The sequence below is a fragment of the Oculatella sp. FACHB-28 genome (assembly GCF_014696015.1).
Classification (GTDB): domain Bacteria; phylum Cyanobacteriota; class Cyanobacteriia; order Elainellales; family Elainellaceae; genus JAAUTN01.
In genome coordinates this window covers 25,814-43,654 of sequence record NZ_JACJPJ010000057.1, presented here as the reverse complement: position 1 = coordinate 43,654, position 17,841 = coordinate 25,814, and the positions used below count along the sequence as shown (strand labels likewise).

Here is a 17,841-nt window from a genome sequence, read left to right as displayed (position 1 = left end):
AAATACAACTAATCCAGATTTGAGCGCGGTTACCTTGTAGTTTCACCACGTTAATTTATCATGAGAATTCTTGTAGAGCAGAGCGGTTATGAATTGAAGAATATGGGTGATTTAGCCATGCTACAAGTTCTGGTTGCACGGCTACATAAAATCTTCCCCGGTGCCCTAATCCACGTATTTACAACTGCTCCAGAAATTCTTCATGAGTATATTCCCAACGCACAACCCGTATCACCATTTGGTCGTGAAATGCGGTTTTCTCCGTTGATTCATCAAGTTCATGGAGTGTTGCCCAAGGGGGTTGCTAAGAAGTGGCTTGCGTTAGAAGACTTGATCTGGAGCCTCTTCCCTTCGTTATCACGTTCATACGTCAAATTCAAACTACGCAAGGTTCCAGACAAGGTAAAGGATGTCGAAACCTTTCTGGATGTAATTTCTAAGGCTGATTTAGTGGTTGCATCAGGAGGAGGATACATCAATGATGAGTTTGGGAATCATGCAAATTTTGCTCTGGAAACTCTAAAACTCGCCACGAAGCTAGGCAAACCCACTGCTATGTTGGGGCAAGGATTTGGACCACTTCAGAACCGCGAGTTATACGCTACGGCTAAAGCTACTCTCCCGGACATAAATCTGTTGACCCTAAGAGAAAAACGTGTCGGAATGCCACTACTCAAATCTCTTGGAGTTCCACAAGAAGGGATTGTTGTAACAGGTGACGATGCAATTGAGTTAGCTTACTCATCTCGGAAGCCCGAACTTGGGGATAGTATCGGAATAAACCTCAGAGTTGCTGCATATTCAGGTGTAAATGCAGCTCTGCTCGAAGTAGTCAAATCAGCCCTGCAAACGTTTGCTCGACAAAAAGAAGTTTCCCTTCTTCCTATCCCAATTGCTCATGGTTTCTATAAAGGGTTTATGGAAACCGATAGTGCATCAATTCAACAATTGCTTGCTGGTTATGACGACACCTCGGATGGTGGAGAATCGCTTGATACTCCATTGAAGGTGATTGAGCAAGTAGGAAGATGTCGTGTCGTGATTACTGGAAGTTACCATGCAGGCGTTTTCTCGCTGTCTCAAGGTGTACCAGTTGTTTGCCTTGCCAAGTCTCAATACTATGTTGATAAATTCCGTGGTCTGGCAGATCAGTTTGGTGTTGGCTGTGAGGTATTGCTTTTAGATGATAAGGACATTGGTGAAAAATTGCTGAATAGCATTCAATCTGCCTGGCATACGGCTGCACAAATCAAACCTCAGTTGTTAGAGGCTGCACAAAAGCAAATAGAGTCAGGGCATGCAGCATACAAGCGTGTTTACGAAATAGCAAAATTCTAAGGAACTATTCATGTAGATAGTGTGTCTTTGTAACAGAGTATGACTTACTCACAAATTGACTGAGACTACCAGGGGTGCCCCCGCAGCTATGCCTAGAAGTACGCGCTTAAAGCGGCTTGAGCAAGCTACAAAACTGGTGCATCTAGCTAGTCAATCCGAAATTTGAGGAGTAACCATGAGTCAGTTTCTATCTGTTATTATTTGCACTCACAATCCCCGCCCGAACTACCTTCAAAAAGTTCTCAATGCGTTGCGTTCTCAAACATTATCAACGGATAACTGGGAGTTGTTATTGGTAGATAATGCAAGCGACAAATTACTTGCATCAGAAATAGACTTGAGTTGGCATCCCCAATCACGCCATATTCGGGAAGAAGAACTGGGTTTGACCCCTGCAAGACTGCGCGGAATGGCTGAAGCAACTGGGGAGACTCTAGTTTTTGTTGATGATGACAACGTCTTAGCGCCAGACTACCTGGAAGTTACGCTACAGATTAGTCAAAATCATCCTTCAATTGGTGCTTGGGGTGGTCAGACCCTGCCCGAATTTGAAGTCTCTCCTCCAGAGTGGACAAAGCCTTTTTGGGGATATTTGGCTCTTCGTGAAGTAGACAGAGATCAATGGTCAAATCTGTTGCATCAGTTAGAAACTACCCCTTACGGGGCCGGGTTGTGTGTCCGTAAGACCGTAACAGATCAATATGCTGCCGATGTTCAGAATCATCCGGTACGGTCAAAGCTTGGACGTAGAGGAGCGTCTAGCACAGATGAAATACCGCTCTCCTGTGAAGATATTGACCTAGCATATACCGCTTGCGATCTTGGCTTAGGCACGGGGTTATTTACTGCTCTCAAACTTACACATCTCATCCCAGCTAATCGTCTGACCCAGGAGTATTTTTCTCGCTTGATTAAAGGAACTACTTATTCTCGAATTGTTCTAGAGGCGATGCGTAATAAGTTGCCTTCTCCACCCGATAGATCGCTAAAAGCCAAAGTTTCTGAACTATATCGTTTGTGGAAAATGCATCCTGAACAGCGACCTTTGCACAAGGCTGTTCAGCAAGGAGCAACATTAGCAATTGAGAAGATTTTGAACTCAAAGGAATTTGCTTCCAACCTGTAGCTTTTGTCTCAGGCAAGAAATTTGGATAGAGTCAAGCTTAATTCGGAGTGAATTAAGCTTGACTCTATAGGAACGCTCTGGATCTCAAATGGATAAAGTCGAGTCAAGAGGATGTTTGAAAAGTGACGAATGTCTGCTGTAAGAGCGTAGCATTTGGCGGATAGCTCTGGAATAAACCTAGAATGCTATGCTTTCGCCTATCACCAAGTAACAAGTTAGACCCTTCAAATATTCTCTTAACTCGAATAAATGAGGAGCCTATTAAATTTGAAGAAATATCCTGATTGGTGCGAATTAGTTGAGTAAATTTTAGTAAATAAATAGCTTTGTGATTTGCTAATACCTTCATCGAGTCCTATCATGAAAAGCTCTCCGCTTGTAAGTGTACTTATTAACAACTACAACTATGGACGCTTTTTACGGGAGGCGATCGATAGTGCCCTAAATCAAACTTACCCTCACGTTGAAGTTGTTGTAGTTGATGATGGTTCAACAGATGGCTCGCAGGAGATTATTAAGAGCTATGGCGATCGCATCATCCCCATCCTTAAAGAAAATGGTGGTCAAGCTTCTGCATTTAATGTAGGGGTTGAACAAAGCAAGGGAGATTTCCTTTTCTTCTTAGACTCTGACGACACATTTTCTCCTGAAAAAATCAGTAGGCTCGTTAATTTGTTTCAGCAGGTCACTTCAGAGAATGCAAATATAGCTATCTGTAACGGGCTTGAGATCATCAACGATAGAAGTGAACATTTGAGGACTGAATTAATTAACCATAGCTGTGAGTGGAAAAGCTTGCACAGGGTTAAACGTCTTAAGGAATTCCAAGGTCAAACGTTGACCCAAATTAGTACAGCAACAGAAGTGTACAGCTATGCTAAAAAATATCGTTACATTCCTTTTTTAGGTGCGCCAACCAGTGGCGTAGCATTAACTCGCTCATTAGCAGAGCAAATCTTTCCTTTAACTTGTCACCTCATCAAGGTTCGTGCCGATGACTTTGTAGTGAAGGCAGCTTCCTTGCTGGGCGATATGTATTTTGCGGAGGATGCCTTAACTCAATATCGTGTTCATGGCAGTAATAATTGGTTTGGTAACAAGAGGGCGGATTCACAAGACTTTCTCCATGCAATGGATACGTTCCTAAACGCTAAACTAGAGAGCAGCCAGAGAGAGCCTATATTAGATTACTTCAATTCCATCCATGCACAGGTTTATTACCGCAATCACTTTGGTACTTTCAGTGCTTGCAGTAAGGAACTGTTGATGTTAGCTACCAAGGTAATGACCTGGTCTCCTAATCAGAGAACGATTAAGTTCTTTGCCAAGGTAATGATGTTATTTGTACTCAATAAAACTGGATTTGATAGGCATTTTTCTGCGTTAAAGCTTTAAGTTCAACGCGATCGCATATTTTTCTGCTACTTAAATTCACAGGCTCGAATAGGATTGGATAGAATGGCAAAACTTGTTTCGGTTATCATTCCCTGCTTCAACGCTGAGAAATGGATTGCAGAAGCAATTGGTAGCTGTCTCAACCAAACCTATTCGGCCGTAGAGATAATTATCATTGACGATGGCTCAACCGATGGCAGCCTAGATGTAATCAAACGCTATGGCGACAGAGTGATTTGGGAGAGTGGTCCTAACCGAGGCGGTAATTATGCCCGCAATCAAGGGTTTGCTCTATCCAAAGGGGACTATATTCAATATCTGGACGCTGATGATTACTTGCTGCCTGAGAAGCTAGAGCGGCAGGTTCATTTTCTGGAAGAAACGGCGTTTGATGTTGTTTATGGCGATTGGCGACATCAATATCATTTGCCCAACGGAGACTCTTATCTAGAAGATATAAAAGTCACTGGCAACCAGCCAGATTTGCTGGAGTCGCTGCTAGCAGATTGGTGGGTTTCGCCTGCCTGTTTGTTATTTAAGCGATCGCCCATTACCCAAGTTGGCGGCTGGGATGAATCGCTAAAAGCCGGACAAGATCGGGACTTTTTCCTCTCCATCGTCATGAGTGGTGCCAAAGTAGGCTACCAGTCTGGTTGCTATTCCATCTATAGACGCCATGGCAACGTCACAGTTTCTACATCTTCTAAGACTCGATACCTCGAAAGCCACCAGATAATTTTGGAGAAGGCGGAGAAAATGCTTTTGGCAGAGGGAAAGCTATCCCAAAGCTACCGAGATGCAATGGCTCAGTCTTACTTCATGTTGGCTAGAGGATATTTAGAATTTGACCCGCCTCAATATTTCAAACTACTAGAGAAAACTTTAACGTTATCTCCCAAGTTTCAGGCAAACAGCACAGATAGAACCGCCGCTTACACGTTGGCTCAAAGGCTTTTCGGCTTCCGCAACCTTGAAAGAATTGTCTTTCTAATTAAACAAACTAGATTATTTCTTTTCTATTGGCTCGGAAAATTCCGGTTTTCCTCTGACTCTCCCTGAATGATGGAGGAGAAATAGCTGATTGCCTTTAAAGTCACTTGGACTAAGGAGGATGTAAGCGTGTAAATTTAGCTGCTAGTTAGCAGCATCAAGAACTATAGCTACAAATGGTTTTTGGCAGAGGCGATCGCAGCGCTCTGTCCAAAAACCGTTTTAATACAGAAATGATTGTGGTGGGTGATGGCTCTACCGACAATTCAGAAGATGTAATTGTGTGTATGACGATTACATTATATTCCCTTTGCTGCTGCTTTGCTAGGGAGTATTTACCTTGTAGAAGGCTCGCCAATCCAGTATTCAGTGCATCGAGGTGAAAACTGGTATAGACATAAAAGATTTGCCAGAAAGGGAGTTTTTCAAAAACCTAATGCATTCTCAAATCTAGAGTTAGAGCAAAGCACCGAAGCAGGGGCTTTCTCCTATTTCGACTCAACTCATTTTTGAGCCTGCCGTTATGAGAACTATAGTGACCAACATAGCTACAGTCAAGAGCTACTAAGACTCGCAGCCAGAACGATAAGACTTTAAGGCGGTAGATTGACCAAAGAGTCATCAAATTATTGATCAAAGCAATGTGTTCAACAGTGAATTCAGAATTCACTGTTGGGACTTTAAAGATTGAATCAGTTCGATTTGTTTGAAACGCTCGAAACACTCTCAATGTCCTTAGTTCTTAATCACTTGAAAATGTTGGAGAAACATTATGAAAGTAGCTTATGTCACCACCTATAACGCACAAGATGTTCACCAGTGGTCAGGTCTAGGGTACTATATTGCCCAGTCCCTCACGGATCAGGCTATTTCCCTCGATTACATTGGTCCATTAAAGGACAAGTTAATTCACAAGGTTATTCGTAAATCAAAGCGTCACTATCACGAATTGTTTGGTGAACGATATTTGCGAGATCCAGAACCACTCATTTTGAAAGATTACGCTCATCAGGTTTCTCAAAAATTGGCAAGAAGCCAATCTGACCTCATATTTAGTGTTACTAGCAATTCGATTGCTTATCTGGAAACTTCAAAGCCAGTTGCTTTTTATGCAGATGCAACCTTCGCTGGATTAAACAGCTCTTACCCACACTATAGCCAACTTTGCCAAGAAACTGTCCGGGACTGGCACCGTATGGAGCAGTTAGCTTTGCACAAATCTAGTTTAGCAATTTATGCTTCAGATTGGGCTGCACAAACGGCTGTCAATCACTACAAAGCTGACCCAGATAAAGTGAAAGTTGTCCCTTTTGGAGCCAATCTTGAAAATAGTTGGGCTCTAGATGAGGTTCAAAGTGTAATTAAAGCACGTCCTAGTGACGTGTGCAAATTTCTGTTTTTGGGCGTTGACTGGTTTCGCAAAGGAGGAGATATCGCCTTCAATGTTGTTAAGATGCTGAACGCTTCAGGTCTTAAAGCGGAACTGACTGTAGTGGGTTGTCAGCCTGTTCTAGATGAACCTTTGCCTGATTTTGTGCGTCCTCTTGGTTTTATCAGTAAATCAACTCAAGCAGGCAAAGAAGAAATTTTACGTCTTTTAGCGGAGTCTCACTTTTTGATTTTACCGACCAGAGCCGAATGTTACGGCTTAGTGTTTTGTGAAGCAAACGCTTTAGGAGTGCCCTGCATCGCTACTCATGTAGGTGGTGTTCCTACCATTATTAAAGAAGATATAAACGGACGGTTGTTTGATCCAGCGGCAGAAGTATCTGAATACTGTCAATATATTACGGATATTTTCACCAACTACTCTCGGTACCAGCAGTTGGCGTTATCTGCCTTTCATGAATATCAAACGCGTTTGAATTGGTCTGTTGCAGGTAAAACCCTTAAAGGACTGTTAATGGATTTGTGAGTGAACCTGCATCAGTGTCTTAGCTGACTTCAATTGTTATATCAATTCCAAAAGTTAGGGCTACAGATGAAAGGGCACCCCGCGAAGCGGGGTGCCCTTTCATCTGGGATTGCCTTTGTAGCAACGGATTACTCCCTACTTCTGAAAAGTTCCGGTTTTCTTCCAATTTCTTCAGAATAAGTTGGGAGAGATAGCTTGCTCCCTCGGAAATCACGTGGATTGTAAAGAGGATATAAACGTGGAGACTCAGCCGCTAGTGAGCATCATCATCAATAACTATAACTATGATCGCTTTATTGCAGAGGCGATCGATAGTGCATTAAATCAGACTTACGACTCGGTAGAAGTCGTTGTAGTAGATGATGGTTCTACAGATACCTCTCGCTCAATCATTGATGGTTATGGTGATCAAGTCGTCAAGGTTTTTAAGGCGAATGGAGGACAAGCTTCTGCTCTAAATGCCGGTTTTGCAGCAAGTACAGGAGAGATAGTTTGCATACTTGACGCGGATGATATCTTTTTACCTCAAAAGGTATCTGAGGTCGTTGATTTATTTAGGGCAAACTCTGAGATTGGTTGGGTCTTCACTGAATCTACTCCAGTGAAAACAAAAGCACTAGTCAATGTAGAACGCACAGAGTTCTACAAAAATATATTTGTCAATAATTCTAGTGAATCTCCAAAGCTGGTTGATTTTAGGTCAGAGCTAAAAAAAGCAAAGTTGCCAAATTTCACACCTTCTACATCTAATTTGTGCTTCCGCAGAACCTTTCTAGAAAAAATCTTTCCACTGCCAGAGTGTAAAGGATCTTCGGGTCTTGCAATCTGCGACACATACTTGAATCTCTTGGCAGTAGGACTGGGGGCAGGATATGTGACAACTAGAAATTTGGGAATTTTTAGAGTTCACGAGAACAATCTCTACAGTACACAGTCATTTGATAATAAGCGGAGAATTTATGCTGAAATTCGTATCGCAACAGCATACTGGATGCGTATTCGCTTCTTGGAATTCAACAAGCTCAGTAAGAAACTATTTTCGCAAGGGTTGAGCGCCTACTTAGCTAGTGGAAGTAATCTCAAGGATTGTAAGGAGTTGATAGAGAAGTATTTTGCCAATCTCCGGTTTCATGAAAGGTTAGAAGTCAATTGTGTGACGTTTTACTACCTCCTTAAATCGCGCTTAAGCAAGCCAGTTTAGGAGAGAATCTTTCGTTCAAAACATCTAACAGACAGCTATGGAAACTCAACCGTTGGTCAGCATCATCATCAATAACTACAACTACGAGCGGTTTTTGGGTGAGGCGATCGACAGTGCTTTAGCGCAAACCTATCCCAATACAGAAGTAATTGTGGTGGATGATGGCTCCACCGACAATTCACGCGATGTGATTGTAAAGTATGGCGATCGCATCATTCCCGTTTTGCAGCCCAACGGTAAGCAGGCAGCAGCCTTCAACAGCGGTTTTGCCAGAAGCAAGGGCGATATCATCATCTTCCTGGATTCCGACGATTATCTTTTCCCCGATGTAGCTAAGCGAGTCGTTGAAGCTTGGGAGCCAGGGATGTCGAAAATCCATTATCGACTGTCTGTGGTCGATTCATCTGGACAACCTCGCGGATTTTCTTACCCTCAAGGGACACAGCCCTTGTCTAGTGGAGAGGTTTGGCGCACTCTGCTTGATGTAGGCACCTATAACAGTACGCCGACCAGCGGCAATGCCCTTAGCCGGGAGGCGATGAAACATGTTTTCCCAATTCCTGATGAGTTTAAGCTGACGGCGGATGACTATTTGTCCGTTCTGATTCCGCTGTATGGCGATGTCGGAGCAATTGAGGAACCTCTGGGAGCTTACCGGATTCATGACAGCAACCAGTGGGCGGTGACGGAGGTGGCAAGCGATCGCTTCCGTCGGTTTGTGCGCCACGACTTACAGCGATGTGAACTGCTAGAGCAGCGAGCAAGTGAGTTGGGTTATGAAGTGCCAGCTGATTTAGGACTACGCTTTTTTGGAAGGGTCTGGTCGCGCATGGCGTCGTTACGGCTAGATCCTGACCAACATCTGGTGCCCTCCGATCGCCCACTGGAACTTGCTTATTGGGGTGTTCGCGCTCTGTGGAAATATTCAGACTACAACTGGCAGAAGCGGGTGATTTTTAGCCTGTGGTTTGTCTGGGTGGGTGTGATGCCGCTGCCGCTGGCAAAACCTGCGATTAGCTGGCTATTTGCTCCCCAGTTTCGCCCAAAGCCAATTAGCTGGACGTTGAGCAAACTTCGTTTGTTAATGAGTTGAGTGAGTTAAACCATGCAAGACACATTTCGCTTAGGGGTTGTATTTACCCACCCCACTCAGCACCACGCCCCGCTGTGGCAAAAGTTAAATGAACAGCCTGGAGTCTCAGTTTCCGCTTTTTATCTCTGCAATGAAAACCAGGTAAGTGGCGATCGCCACCTTGGCAGCACTCAACCCTGGGATGTTGACCTCACAGGCGGCTATCACAATGAGTTTCTAAAAACTTGGGATGGTAAGATTGCCGACAAGATTGAAAAAGGATTGCTCAACCCAGGGTTGCTCAGCCGTTTGACGCGTCAAAACGTCGATGCGGTGTTTTTGCCTAGCTTTTACACCTACTCCTATAGACTGGCAATTTTGCTCTGCAAGCTGCGGGACATTCCCATCATCATGCAGAATGACGCAACCATCATTACTGACAATCACTACAGTCGGTTGCGAAAGATTGTGATGTCAATGCTGTATCCCTGGATGTACAGTTTGGCGGATCACTGGGTTTCTAGCGGTGACCACAATGCGATTTACCTGCGGCACTATGGCGTACCTGATGAAAAGATGGTGCGGGGCTGCTATCCGGTTGACCGCGATCGCTACGAACAAACGATCGTTCACAATCAGGACGAAATTCAGCAAATTCGCGAAAAGCTAAGCTGGGACAAAGACACCATCCTGTATTGCTTTACGGGCAAATACATTGAGCGTAAGAATCCGTTTGAGTTTATTGAGGCGATCGCCAAAGCGCACCAAATTGACCCTCGCGTTAGAGGCATCATGATTGGCGGCGGTGAGTTGACTGACGCAATTAATCAACGCTTGGAATCCCTTAATGGTGAAGTGTTGAATGTGGGCTTTGTGAACCAGAGCAAACTACCGCTGTATTACGCAGCGACCGATGTGTTTATCTCAACGTCTCACAATGACCCTCATCCACTGGTGATTTCTGAAGCAATGGCGGCAGGTTGTCCGCCTATCTTGAGCGATCGCTGCGGCAACTGGGGTTACAGTGACACGGTTCAGCATCGTTACAACGGGCTGGTTTATCCCTGCGGCAATGTTGAGGCGCTGGTCAAGGCAGTGTTGGCACTAACGGATTATGAAACTCGTCGAGTGTATAGCGATCGCGCCAGAGAAGTGTTCTGCGGGCAAGACCTCAACTGTGAGCTAAATGCCCTGATGGAAACCATCGGCAGAATCAAAAGTGAGCGGCAGCGATCGCCAAATCAGGCAAAACACACATCACCACAGCTTGCAGAAGGTACTACCCCGGTGAAAACGCCCTAACGTCGTTCATTTCTGGTAGCACCAGTAGGGTGCGTTAGCGCCAGCATAACGCACCGAAAGAGCTTGAGTGATGCGTTAGCACTGCGTAACGCATCCTACGACCCAAAACTAAGAATTGATATCAAAGGGGAGCGATGCGGATTGTAATTGCGCGAACCATGCCCAACTTCAGTATGGATGTCTACGCCGACGGACTGGCGGCAGGACTAAGAGCCGTTCGCCCCGATTGGGAGGTGGTTGAACTAGCTCCTGTGCCCCTCGATCGCACCAGCCGTTCCGTACTCCTGAGAGCAAAAAAATTCTACGAACGGTTTTGGAACTTTCCTCGCACCGTGCAGCGGCAAAAGGCGGATGTCTTTCACGTCATCGACCATAGCGAAGCCCACATTGTGTATGGACTAAAAAAGGCGGGCAAACCCGTGATGGTGACGTGTCACGACCTGATCAACTTCTTCTATAAGGACAACCTGCGCGGTTCAGTCAAGGTGCCCTTTGTCAGTAATGGAATGTGGATGTATTCGGTACGCGGGCTTCAGGACTGTGATCATGTGGTTACAGTTTCGGCGGTCACAGCCAAGGATACCTCCCAAATTCTCAACGTTGAGCCAGCCCGGATTTCTGTAGTGCCCAATGCGGTGGAGTCTGGATTTCGACCGTTACCCAAGCATGAAAGTGAGTTGTTTCGGCAACAGCAGGGCATTTCCCCAGAAACGGTTTGTCTGCTAAATGTGGGTTCAAATCATCCTCGTAAAAACATCTCAGCCATTCTCAGGTCCTTGGCAATTTTGCGTCAAAAGGAGTTCCCTTTCTTGTTCTGGAAGGCAGGAGCGGACTTTGACGACGAACAGAAGGCATTCATTCATGCGGAAGGACTTGGGTCACATGTTACTTATCTGGGAAATCCTGATAAGTCCACGCTGGTTCAGCTTTACAATGCGGCGAATATTCTGGTTGCGCCTTCCCTGCATGAGGGATTTGGCATGACGCTGTTAGAAGCAATGGCTTGTGGCACGCCTGCAATTACGGCAAATGTTTCAGCGATGCCTGAAGTAGTGGGAGATGCAGGGGTTTTGGTTGATCCGCAAGATTGGGAGGCGATCGCCGCTGCCATTTGCCGCTTGCACAGCGATCCAGTTTTTTATCAGGAATTGGTTACTAAAGGACTGGAAAGAGTCAAAGCATTTACCTGGGAAAAAACAGCAGAACAGATCGCTGAAATTTACGAGAAGCTGCTAAAGGAGCCGTCCCGCGTATGAAAATTTTGATGTCTGCCTACTCCTGTGAACCCGGCAAAGGGTCAGAACCAGGAATCGGCTGGAACACGGTACGAGAAGCCGCCCGATATCATGAAGTTTGGGTACTGACCCGTCCCGATGAAAGTCGAGAGGCGATCGAGGCAGAGCTAGCCCGCAACCCAGTGCCCAATCTCCACTTTGTCTACTTCACGCTGCCGTTTTGGAAGGATAGTTTGCGCTGGGGGCAAGCAGGCGCGATGCAGCTTCACCACTATCTCTGGCAAATCCAAGCCTACTTCGAGGCGCGACGGTTGCACCAGGAAATTGGCTTTGACCTGGTTCACCATGTTACCTTTGCCAAACATTCTAGTCCCAGTTTCCTCTCTTTGCTGCCCATTCCCTTTGTCTGGGGTCCCGTTGCGGGTGGAGAAGTGGCACCCAAAGCATTTTGGCAAGACTTTAGCCCTCGCGCCAAGCTATACGAAATTGCTCGCGACCTATTTCGGGTTGCGGGTGAGCTTGATCCGTTTGTCCGGCTCACGGCTAGACGCAGCGCTATCATTCAAGCCACCACTGAAGACACCGCCCAGCAGCTTTACAAGATGGGCGTGGATCACGTGCAAATCATGCCTGCGATCGGTTTGCCCGAAGCTGACATTGCCCGCCTAGCGCAATGCAAACCAGCCAGTGATTCTCCTGTTCGGTTTATCAGCATGGGCAGGCTGCTGCACTGGAAAGGCTTTCACCTGGGGCTACGCGCCTTCGCCAAAGCAAACTTACCCGACGCAGAATATTGGGTAATTGGCGACGGACCTGAACGACAATCTCTGGAAACCCTCGCCCAAGAGCTAGGCATTGCTCAGCGAATGAAGTTTTGGGGCGGACTTCCCCGTGAACAAACCCTCGGCAAGCTAGAAGACTGTCATGCACTGGTACATCCCAGCCTACATGACTCTGGTGGCTGGGTTTGTCTAGAGTCAATGGCCGCAGGTCGTCCGGTGATTTGCCTGGATCTGTCGGGGCCAGCCGTATTGGTTTCTAAAGATGCGGGTCTAAGAATTCCAGCACACAATCCTGATCAGGCAGTGAATGATCTGGCTGTGGCAATGACCCAGATTGCTCAAGATGCAGAACTTCGTAACCGGATGGCGCAGGTGGGGCAACAGCTAGTCCGCGAAACTCTAAGTTGGCGAGCCAGAGGCGAACACATGGCTCAAATTTACGCGGAGACGGTATCCAAAGGCGCGTAGTTGATGACATTCATACCAAGAGAGACGGCGCTCATGCGAATCATGACTGTTCACAATCGCTATCAGATTCGCGGTGGCGAAGATGAGTGTTACGAAGCCGAAGTAAGTTTGCTGCAACAGATGGGGCATCCCGTAGAAGTCTATGAGGAGAACAACGATCGCGTTGCAGCGATCGGCAAACTCCGCATGATGGCAGCCACCATCTGGTCAGGAGAAACCTATAAAGCCGTGAGAAAAAAACTGGCAGAAACGGACTGTGATGTGGTTCACGTACAGAACTTTTTCCCTCTGATCTCTCCATCGGTTTACTACGCTGCTAGAGCCGAGGGGGTTCCGGTGATCCAAACTTTGCACAACTATCGCCTGCTTTGCCCCAACGCTCTGTTTTTCCGAGAAGGGAAAGTGTGTGAAGACTGTTTAGGAAAACCCATTCCCTATGCAGGCGTGATGCATGGCTGCTACCGAGGCAGTGTGGTTGCGAGTGGTGGTGTTGCTACAATGCTAACGACTCACCGGGCGATGAAAACCTGGACGCAAGCGGTAGATCTGTACATTGCGCTGACAGAGTTTGCCCGCCAGAAATTCATTGAGGGTGGTCTTCCGGCTGAGAAGATCGTGGTGAAGCCCAATTTTGTGAATCCCGATCCGGGCGTTGGGTTGGGTCAGGGAAACTATGCGCTGTTTGTCGGACGGCTCTCGGTTGAGAAGGGGCTAGATACGCTTTTGGAAGCCTGGGAACGACTTGGGACAAAGCTGCCGCTCAAAATTGTGGGAGATGGTCCGCTGGTTAATCAGGTCGTGGAAGCAACAAAGCGCTTACCCCAGGTGGAATGGCTGGGACGCAAACCAATGGCAGAGGTTCACGCCCTGATGGGAGAAGCAACCGTGTTGGTGTTTCCCTCAAAATGGTATGAGACGTTTGGGCGAGTTGCAGTTGAGGCATTTGCGAAGGGAACTCCAGTGATCGCGGCAAAGATTGGAGCGATCGCCGAACTAGTCGATGCAGGACGCACAGGTTTACACTTCCGTCCTGGTGATGCTGCCGATCTAGCGGCTCAGATCGAATGGGTTTTGGCAAATCCAGCCCAGCTTGCTCAAATGCGGCAGGAGGCACGCGCCGAATTTGAGGCAAAGTACACTGCTCAAAAAAATTACGAGACACTGCTAGAAATTTACTCCAAAGCTCAGGCGATCGCCGCCTAAACCTTGAAAGTCCGGAGCAAGGTTGAGAATTATGAATTGCTGAATAGGGGCGATCGCGTCATCGCTTGCAACAATCTGTGTGCAGAGGAAGATAGATGACTGTAGAAGCAGGGATTTACCAGAAAAGAAAAGGGTACGTGCAAAATTCCGTTTTACTGCTGATTGCCTTTGCGACTGCCTTTTTTCCTCGAATTCTTGAAGCAGTGGGTGCGCCTGCACCAGTTAACTTCCTTCACTTTGCAGTTGTTCCACCGGCCTGCATTTACGTGATTATCACAGCCCGAGCAAAAGATCGGAGGCAGGTTGCAGCTACGGTAGCGCTTTTAGTCGGGCTGCTCATTTTTCTGGCTATTATGACTGCCAGCGCTCTGCTAAACGAAGCTGGGCTAATTAATGTATTTGTCGGCTACCTATTGCTGGTTGAAGGGTATATCCTGCTGCTAGCAATCATTTCTGTCCCATTTTCGGCAGAGAGCTTTCAGCGCTTTCGACGCTGGATGTTGGGGTTTGCCCTGACTCATTTGATATTAGCAATGGGGCAAAAGATTCTGCTGGATCTCAGAATTCTTGAGCTTCAAGCTGACTTAACCCGAGAAGACAACATTCAAGGAGTCTTCTATGTTTCAGGAGGCGGACATGTTGTCTCTGCTTTCGTTTACATGTCCTTCGGTTTGTATTACTTTATCAGCGCCAAGTCTGTTCCAATTTGGCTTCGGTCTGCGATTGTTTTGGTTGCCTTTTTCCTGCTGGTATCTGCCGATGCAAAACAAGTATTGATGGTCTTTCTACTGGCCTGGGTCATCCTGATTTTGTTGAGTGTAAAAGACATCAGAGTTACGCTCCAGTATGTGATCGCTGCTGCTGTAATTGGCTATATCCTATACTGGTGTATCCAAAACCTATACGAGTTTAGAGCCTTCAAAACCTGGATTAGACCCGAAATTTACGGTCCAGACGGAGATGCAACGGTACTCAAGTCAGGACCATTTCGGATCATTCCGTCCTATTACACCTCATTCCTGAACTGGTTTTTTGGACTTGGACCAGGGCACACTATCGGGCGGTTGGGCGGCTGGATGTTGATAGACTATGGATATCTGTTAATGCCGCTGGGTGGCACTATTCATCCAGCTAGCCAAGCCGTCTGGGCAACTTGGCGCGGATATTATCTGGATTCCAGCTTCTTCTCGCCACTGTGGGGTTGGGCAGGTATTTGGGGAGATACAGGTTTTCTAGGACTGGCTGCCTATCTCTACATTGTTTCAATCATTTGGCAGCGAATTTGCATCGATGATTTCTGTAAGTTTATTTTGCTTACTGTGCTAATCAATGGTTTCATTTTTACTCAGCTAGAAGAGCCTGGGTATATGTTAACGATGATGGCTGTGATTGGCTTACGCTGGCAGGAACACCGAATTGAACGGCGATCGCGCCAAATCTCGGCTCGTCAGATCATGTACAGCACAGATGGACCGATCGAAGCGATTTGACGCTCAGATTATAGTCGTAGCCATGAGGTTGCGATAGCAAAAGGGAGAAAAGCAAAGCTTTTCTCCCTTTTGTCTTGATTTCAACGTCTAGCATGATATATCTTCACAAGTTCCTCAAATTCTTCCTCTAGCATCAAGGTATTCAGCCTTATTAAAAACAATTAATTGGTGAGAAGCCAAAGTGAAATCTCCGCTGGGATGGTGGGGTTGCTTTGATCCATCATTGATGTCTGGGAGAAAAGCGGATGAACATGGTCAGGAAGATTACAAATGATTTGGCGATCGCCGGACAACCTGCACCCGACAAGCTACCCCAGTTAGTTGAAGAAGGTTATCGCTCGGTCGTCAATCTGCGATCGCCTGATGAGGCAGGGTTTTGGAATGACGAACAGATTCAAATAGAGCAATTAGGATTACGCTACGTTAATTATCCAATTCAGTCGAGTCATTTAACTCCTGAAACAGCGTTGCGGCTCATTCAACAAATTTCTGACCTGCCCAAACCGATGCTTGTTCACTGCGATACCGGCATCCGATCATCGGTTATTGCGCTTATGCAGGTTGCAATGAAGCAAGGAATGAGGACGGAAGATGCATTCCAGAAAGTGATAAAATTGGGCTTACTCAATGATGGCTCGTGAGTTGTCGGAACGCCGCATTTTGCTGCCTTGAATTCCTAAATTTTCAGCCTTTTATGCAAAAGTCGGACGGACTGCTGCTGTTTCTAGATTGGACTGATACTAATTAGCATTAGAAGGTAACTCAATCACAAAGCGCACTTCATTAGCGCTACTCTCTGCTCGAATTGAGCCGCCCAAATACGTTACTTGTTTTTTGATCAGTGCCAGTCCTAGACCCGTACCGCCCTGGTTCCAGCGATCGCTTCCCGATACCCGGTAGAACTTGTCAAAAATGCGAGGCAGTTCTTCTGCTGGAATTTCGACGCCAGAATTGCTCACTATCAATTGCAGTTGCTCGCCGACCTGCTGGGCGTTGATCCCGATCGCTTCTCCGGGTGGTGTATATTTGCAAGCATTAGTCAGTAGCTCTCGCACAATGTGCGTCAAAATTGCGATATCTGAAACGAGCGGTGGCAGTGTAGAAGGTAGAAAGACTTGTAGCCTTTGCTGCCGCTCTTGGGCACGCTCTTGATACACGGCTGCAATGTTAGAAAGCCATTCCACCACCTCAATTGGGACTAAATCAATGGGAGCCCTATCTGCTTCTAAACGCTGTAGTTCCAGCAGGTCGTTGACCAAATCGAGTTCCTGATCACACTGCTCCCGTAGGATGTCCAGATATTGTCCAACTCGTTGTGATTGGGCATCTATTTCTGCCTCTGAGGTTGAAAGCTTGCGTCGATCTAAGTTCATCTCTAATAGATGAATCGACATTTTGATATTGGCTAAGGGCGATCGCAACTCATGGGAAACCGTGCTTAAAAAGTCATCTTTATACTGAGATAAGCGCTGAAGTTCCTCTATTTGCTGTTCTAACAATTGCGCTCTCAGCAGCGAGAAGGATCTTTCTTCGGAAGGCTTTTGCTCCGTCACCTCCCGGAAAACCATGACGGCCCCTGTGATGTTTCCTGCACTGTCTCTGATTGGGGCAGCACTGTCTGCGATTGGCACTTGTCTGCCGTCTTTGGTGACCAACAAAATTGGGTTCACCAGGTAGGTAACTGTCCCCGTTTGCAACACCTCCATCAGCGGATCGCTTAGGGGAACCTGCGTCTGGTGATGTATCAGGGGAAGCACCTCTGTTAAGGGGCGATCGATCGCTTCCTGAAACTGCCATCCCGTCAGCGATTCTGCGACGAGGTTAAGGAACTTCACTCGTCCTTCAGCATCGGTGACAATGACTCCGTCTCCGATCGCTTTTAGAATTGTGGCTGCCCACTCTTGCTGTTCCCTGAGTTGGGCTTCCCGTCCATACCGTTGCAGTGCAGTTTTAATGGCAATATACAGATCACGTTCTTTAATCGGCTTGATAATATAACCAAACGGTTCGGTCTCGGTGGCGCGATCAACGGTGGCGCGATCTGAATACCCGGTGGCGTAGATGATGGGAATTTGGAGTTCTTGCCAGATTACTTGGGCTGCCTGAGTTCCATCCATTTCTCCCTCTAGGCGGATGTCCATCAGCACAACATCTGGCTTCAGCTCTCTGGCTTTGATAATGGCTTCCTCACCCGAAGCAGCGATCGCCACTACTGTGTAGCCCAATTCTTCCAGGCAATCTCTCACGTCGATCGCCACGACCCATTCATCCTCAACAATGAGTACCCGCGCCGAAGCCGAGGATACATTTGCATCATTCATGAT

The 17,841-nt window shown here is 46.6% G+C and carries 14 protein-coding genes; 13 read left to right on the top strand and 1 reads right to left on the bottom strand.

The window, feature by feature from the left end:
- Nucleotides 1-60: 60 nt before the first annotated feature.
- The 13 genes from H6F88_RS11420 (at nucleotide 61) to H6F88_RS11360 (ending at nucleotide 16,158) form a co-directional block, all read left to right on the top strand.
- Nucleotides 61-1,338 (top strand): polysaccharide pyruvyl transferase family protein, encoded by a 1,278-nt coding sequence (locus H6F88_RS11420; protein WP_190642870.1) that lies wholly within the window; start codon nucleotides 61-63, stop codon nucleotides 1,336-1,338.
- A gap of 175 nt (nucleotides 1,339-1,513) precedes the next feature.
- A complete protein-coding gene (locus H6F88_RS11415) occupies nucleotides 1,514-2,464 on the top strand; it encodes a glycosyltransferase (protein ID WP_190642869.1) in 951 nt (316 codons plus the stop codon).
- Nucleotides 2,465-2,824: 360 nt separating this feature from the next.
- Nucleotides 2,825-3,859 (top strand): glycosyltransferase family A protein, encoded by a 1,035-nt coding sequence (locus H6F88_RS11410; RefSeq protein WP_190642868.1) that lies wholly within the window; start codon nucleotides 2,825-2,827, stop codon nucleotides 3,857-3,859.
- 63 nt (nucleotides 3,860-3,922) lie between these two features.
- Nucleotides 3,923-4,918, top strand: coding sequence for a glycosyltransferase (locus H6F88_RS11405; protein WP_190642867.1), 996 nt, complete (start codon nucleotides 3,923-3,925; stop codon nucleotides 4,916-4,918).
- A 703-nt stretch (nucleotides 4,919-5,621) separates the two neighbouring features.
- Nucleotides 5,622-6,764, top strand: a complete 1,143-nt coding sequence (locus tag H6F88_RS11400; RefSeq protein WP_190642866.1) for a glycosyltransferase family 4 protein — start codon at nucleotides 5,622-5,624, stop codon at nucleotides 6,762-6,764.
- Between the two features lie 238 nt (nucleotides 6,765-7,002).
- Nucleotides 7,003-7,965, top strand: a complete 963-nt coding sequence (locus H6F88_RS11395; RefSeq protein ID WP_190642865.1) for a glycosyltransferase family 2 protein — start codon at nucleotides 7,003-7,005, stop codon at nucleotides 7,963-7,965.
- Between the two features lie 37 nt (nucleotides 7,966-8,002).
- Complete coding sequence (locus H6F88_RS11390; protein WP_190642864.1) at nucleotides 8,003-9,058, top strand: glycosyltransferase; 1,056 nt, start codon at nucleotides 8,003-8,005, stop codon at nucleotides 9,056-9,058.
- Nucleotides 9,059-9,070: 12 nt separating this feature from the next.
- Nucleotides 9,071-10,339, top strand: a complete 1,269-nt coding sequence (locus H6F88_RS11385; protein WP_190642863.1) for a glycosyltransferase family 4 protein — start codon at nucleotides 9,071-9,073, stop codon at nucleotides 10,337-10,339.
- 134 nt (nucleotides 10,340-10,473) lie between these two features.
- Nucleotides 10,474-11,595: a glycosyltransferase family 1 protein gene (locus H6F88_RS11380; protein ID WP_190642862.1), complete on the top strand. Its 1,122-nt coding sequence runs from the start codon at nucleotides 10,474-10,476 to the stop codon at nucleotides 11,593-11,595.
- A complete protein-coding gene (locus H6F88_RS11375) occupies nucleotides 11,592-12,824 on the top strand; it encodes a glycosyltransferase family 4 protein (RefSeq protein ID WP_190642861.1) in 1,233 nt (410 codons plus the stop codon). Before H6F88_RS11380 ends, H6F88_RS11375 begins: the two co-directional genes overlap by 4 nt.
- A 33-nt stretch (nucleotides 12,825-12,857) precedes the next feature.
- Nucleotides 12,858-14,027: a glycosyltransferase family 4 protein gene (locus tag H6F88_RS11370; RefSeq protein ID WP_190642971.1), complete on the top strand. Its 1,170-nt coding sequence runs from the start codon at nucleotides 12,858-12,860 to the stop codon at nucleotides 14,025-14,027.
- 95 nt (nucleotides 14,028-14,122) lie between these two features.
- Nucleotides 14,123-15,517 carry a hypothetical protein gene (locus H6F88_RS11365; protein ID WP_190642860.1) on the top strand — a complete coding sequence of 465 codons (1,395 nt, stop codon included), beginning with the start codon at nucleotides 14,123-14,125 and terminating at the stop codon, nucleotides 15,515-15,517.
- A gap of 251 nt (nucleotides 15,518-15,768) precedes the next feature.
- Nucleotides 15,769-16,158 carry a sulfur transferase domain-containing protein gene (locus H6F88_RS11360; RefSeq protein WP_199333555.1) on the top strand — a complete coding sequence of 130 codons (390 nt, stop codon included), beginning with the start codon at nucleotides 15,769-15,771 and terminating at the stop codon, nucleotides 16,156-16,158.
- A 99-nt stretch (nucleotides 16,159-16,257) separates the two neighbouring features.
- Here the strand turns inward: H6F88_RS11360 and H6F88_RS11355 are convergent, their stop codons facing one another.
- Entirely contained in the window at nucleotides 16,258-17,838 is a 1,581-nt protein-coding gene (locus H6F88_RS11355; protein WP_199333554.1) for an ATP-binding protein, read from the bottom strand.
- Nucleotides 17,839-17,841: the final 3 nt, after the last annotated feature.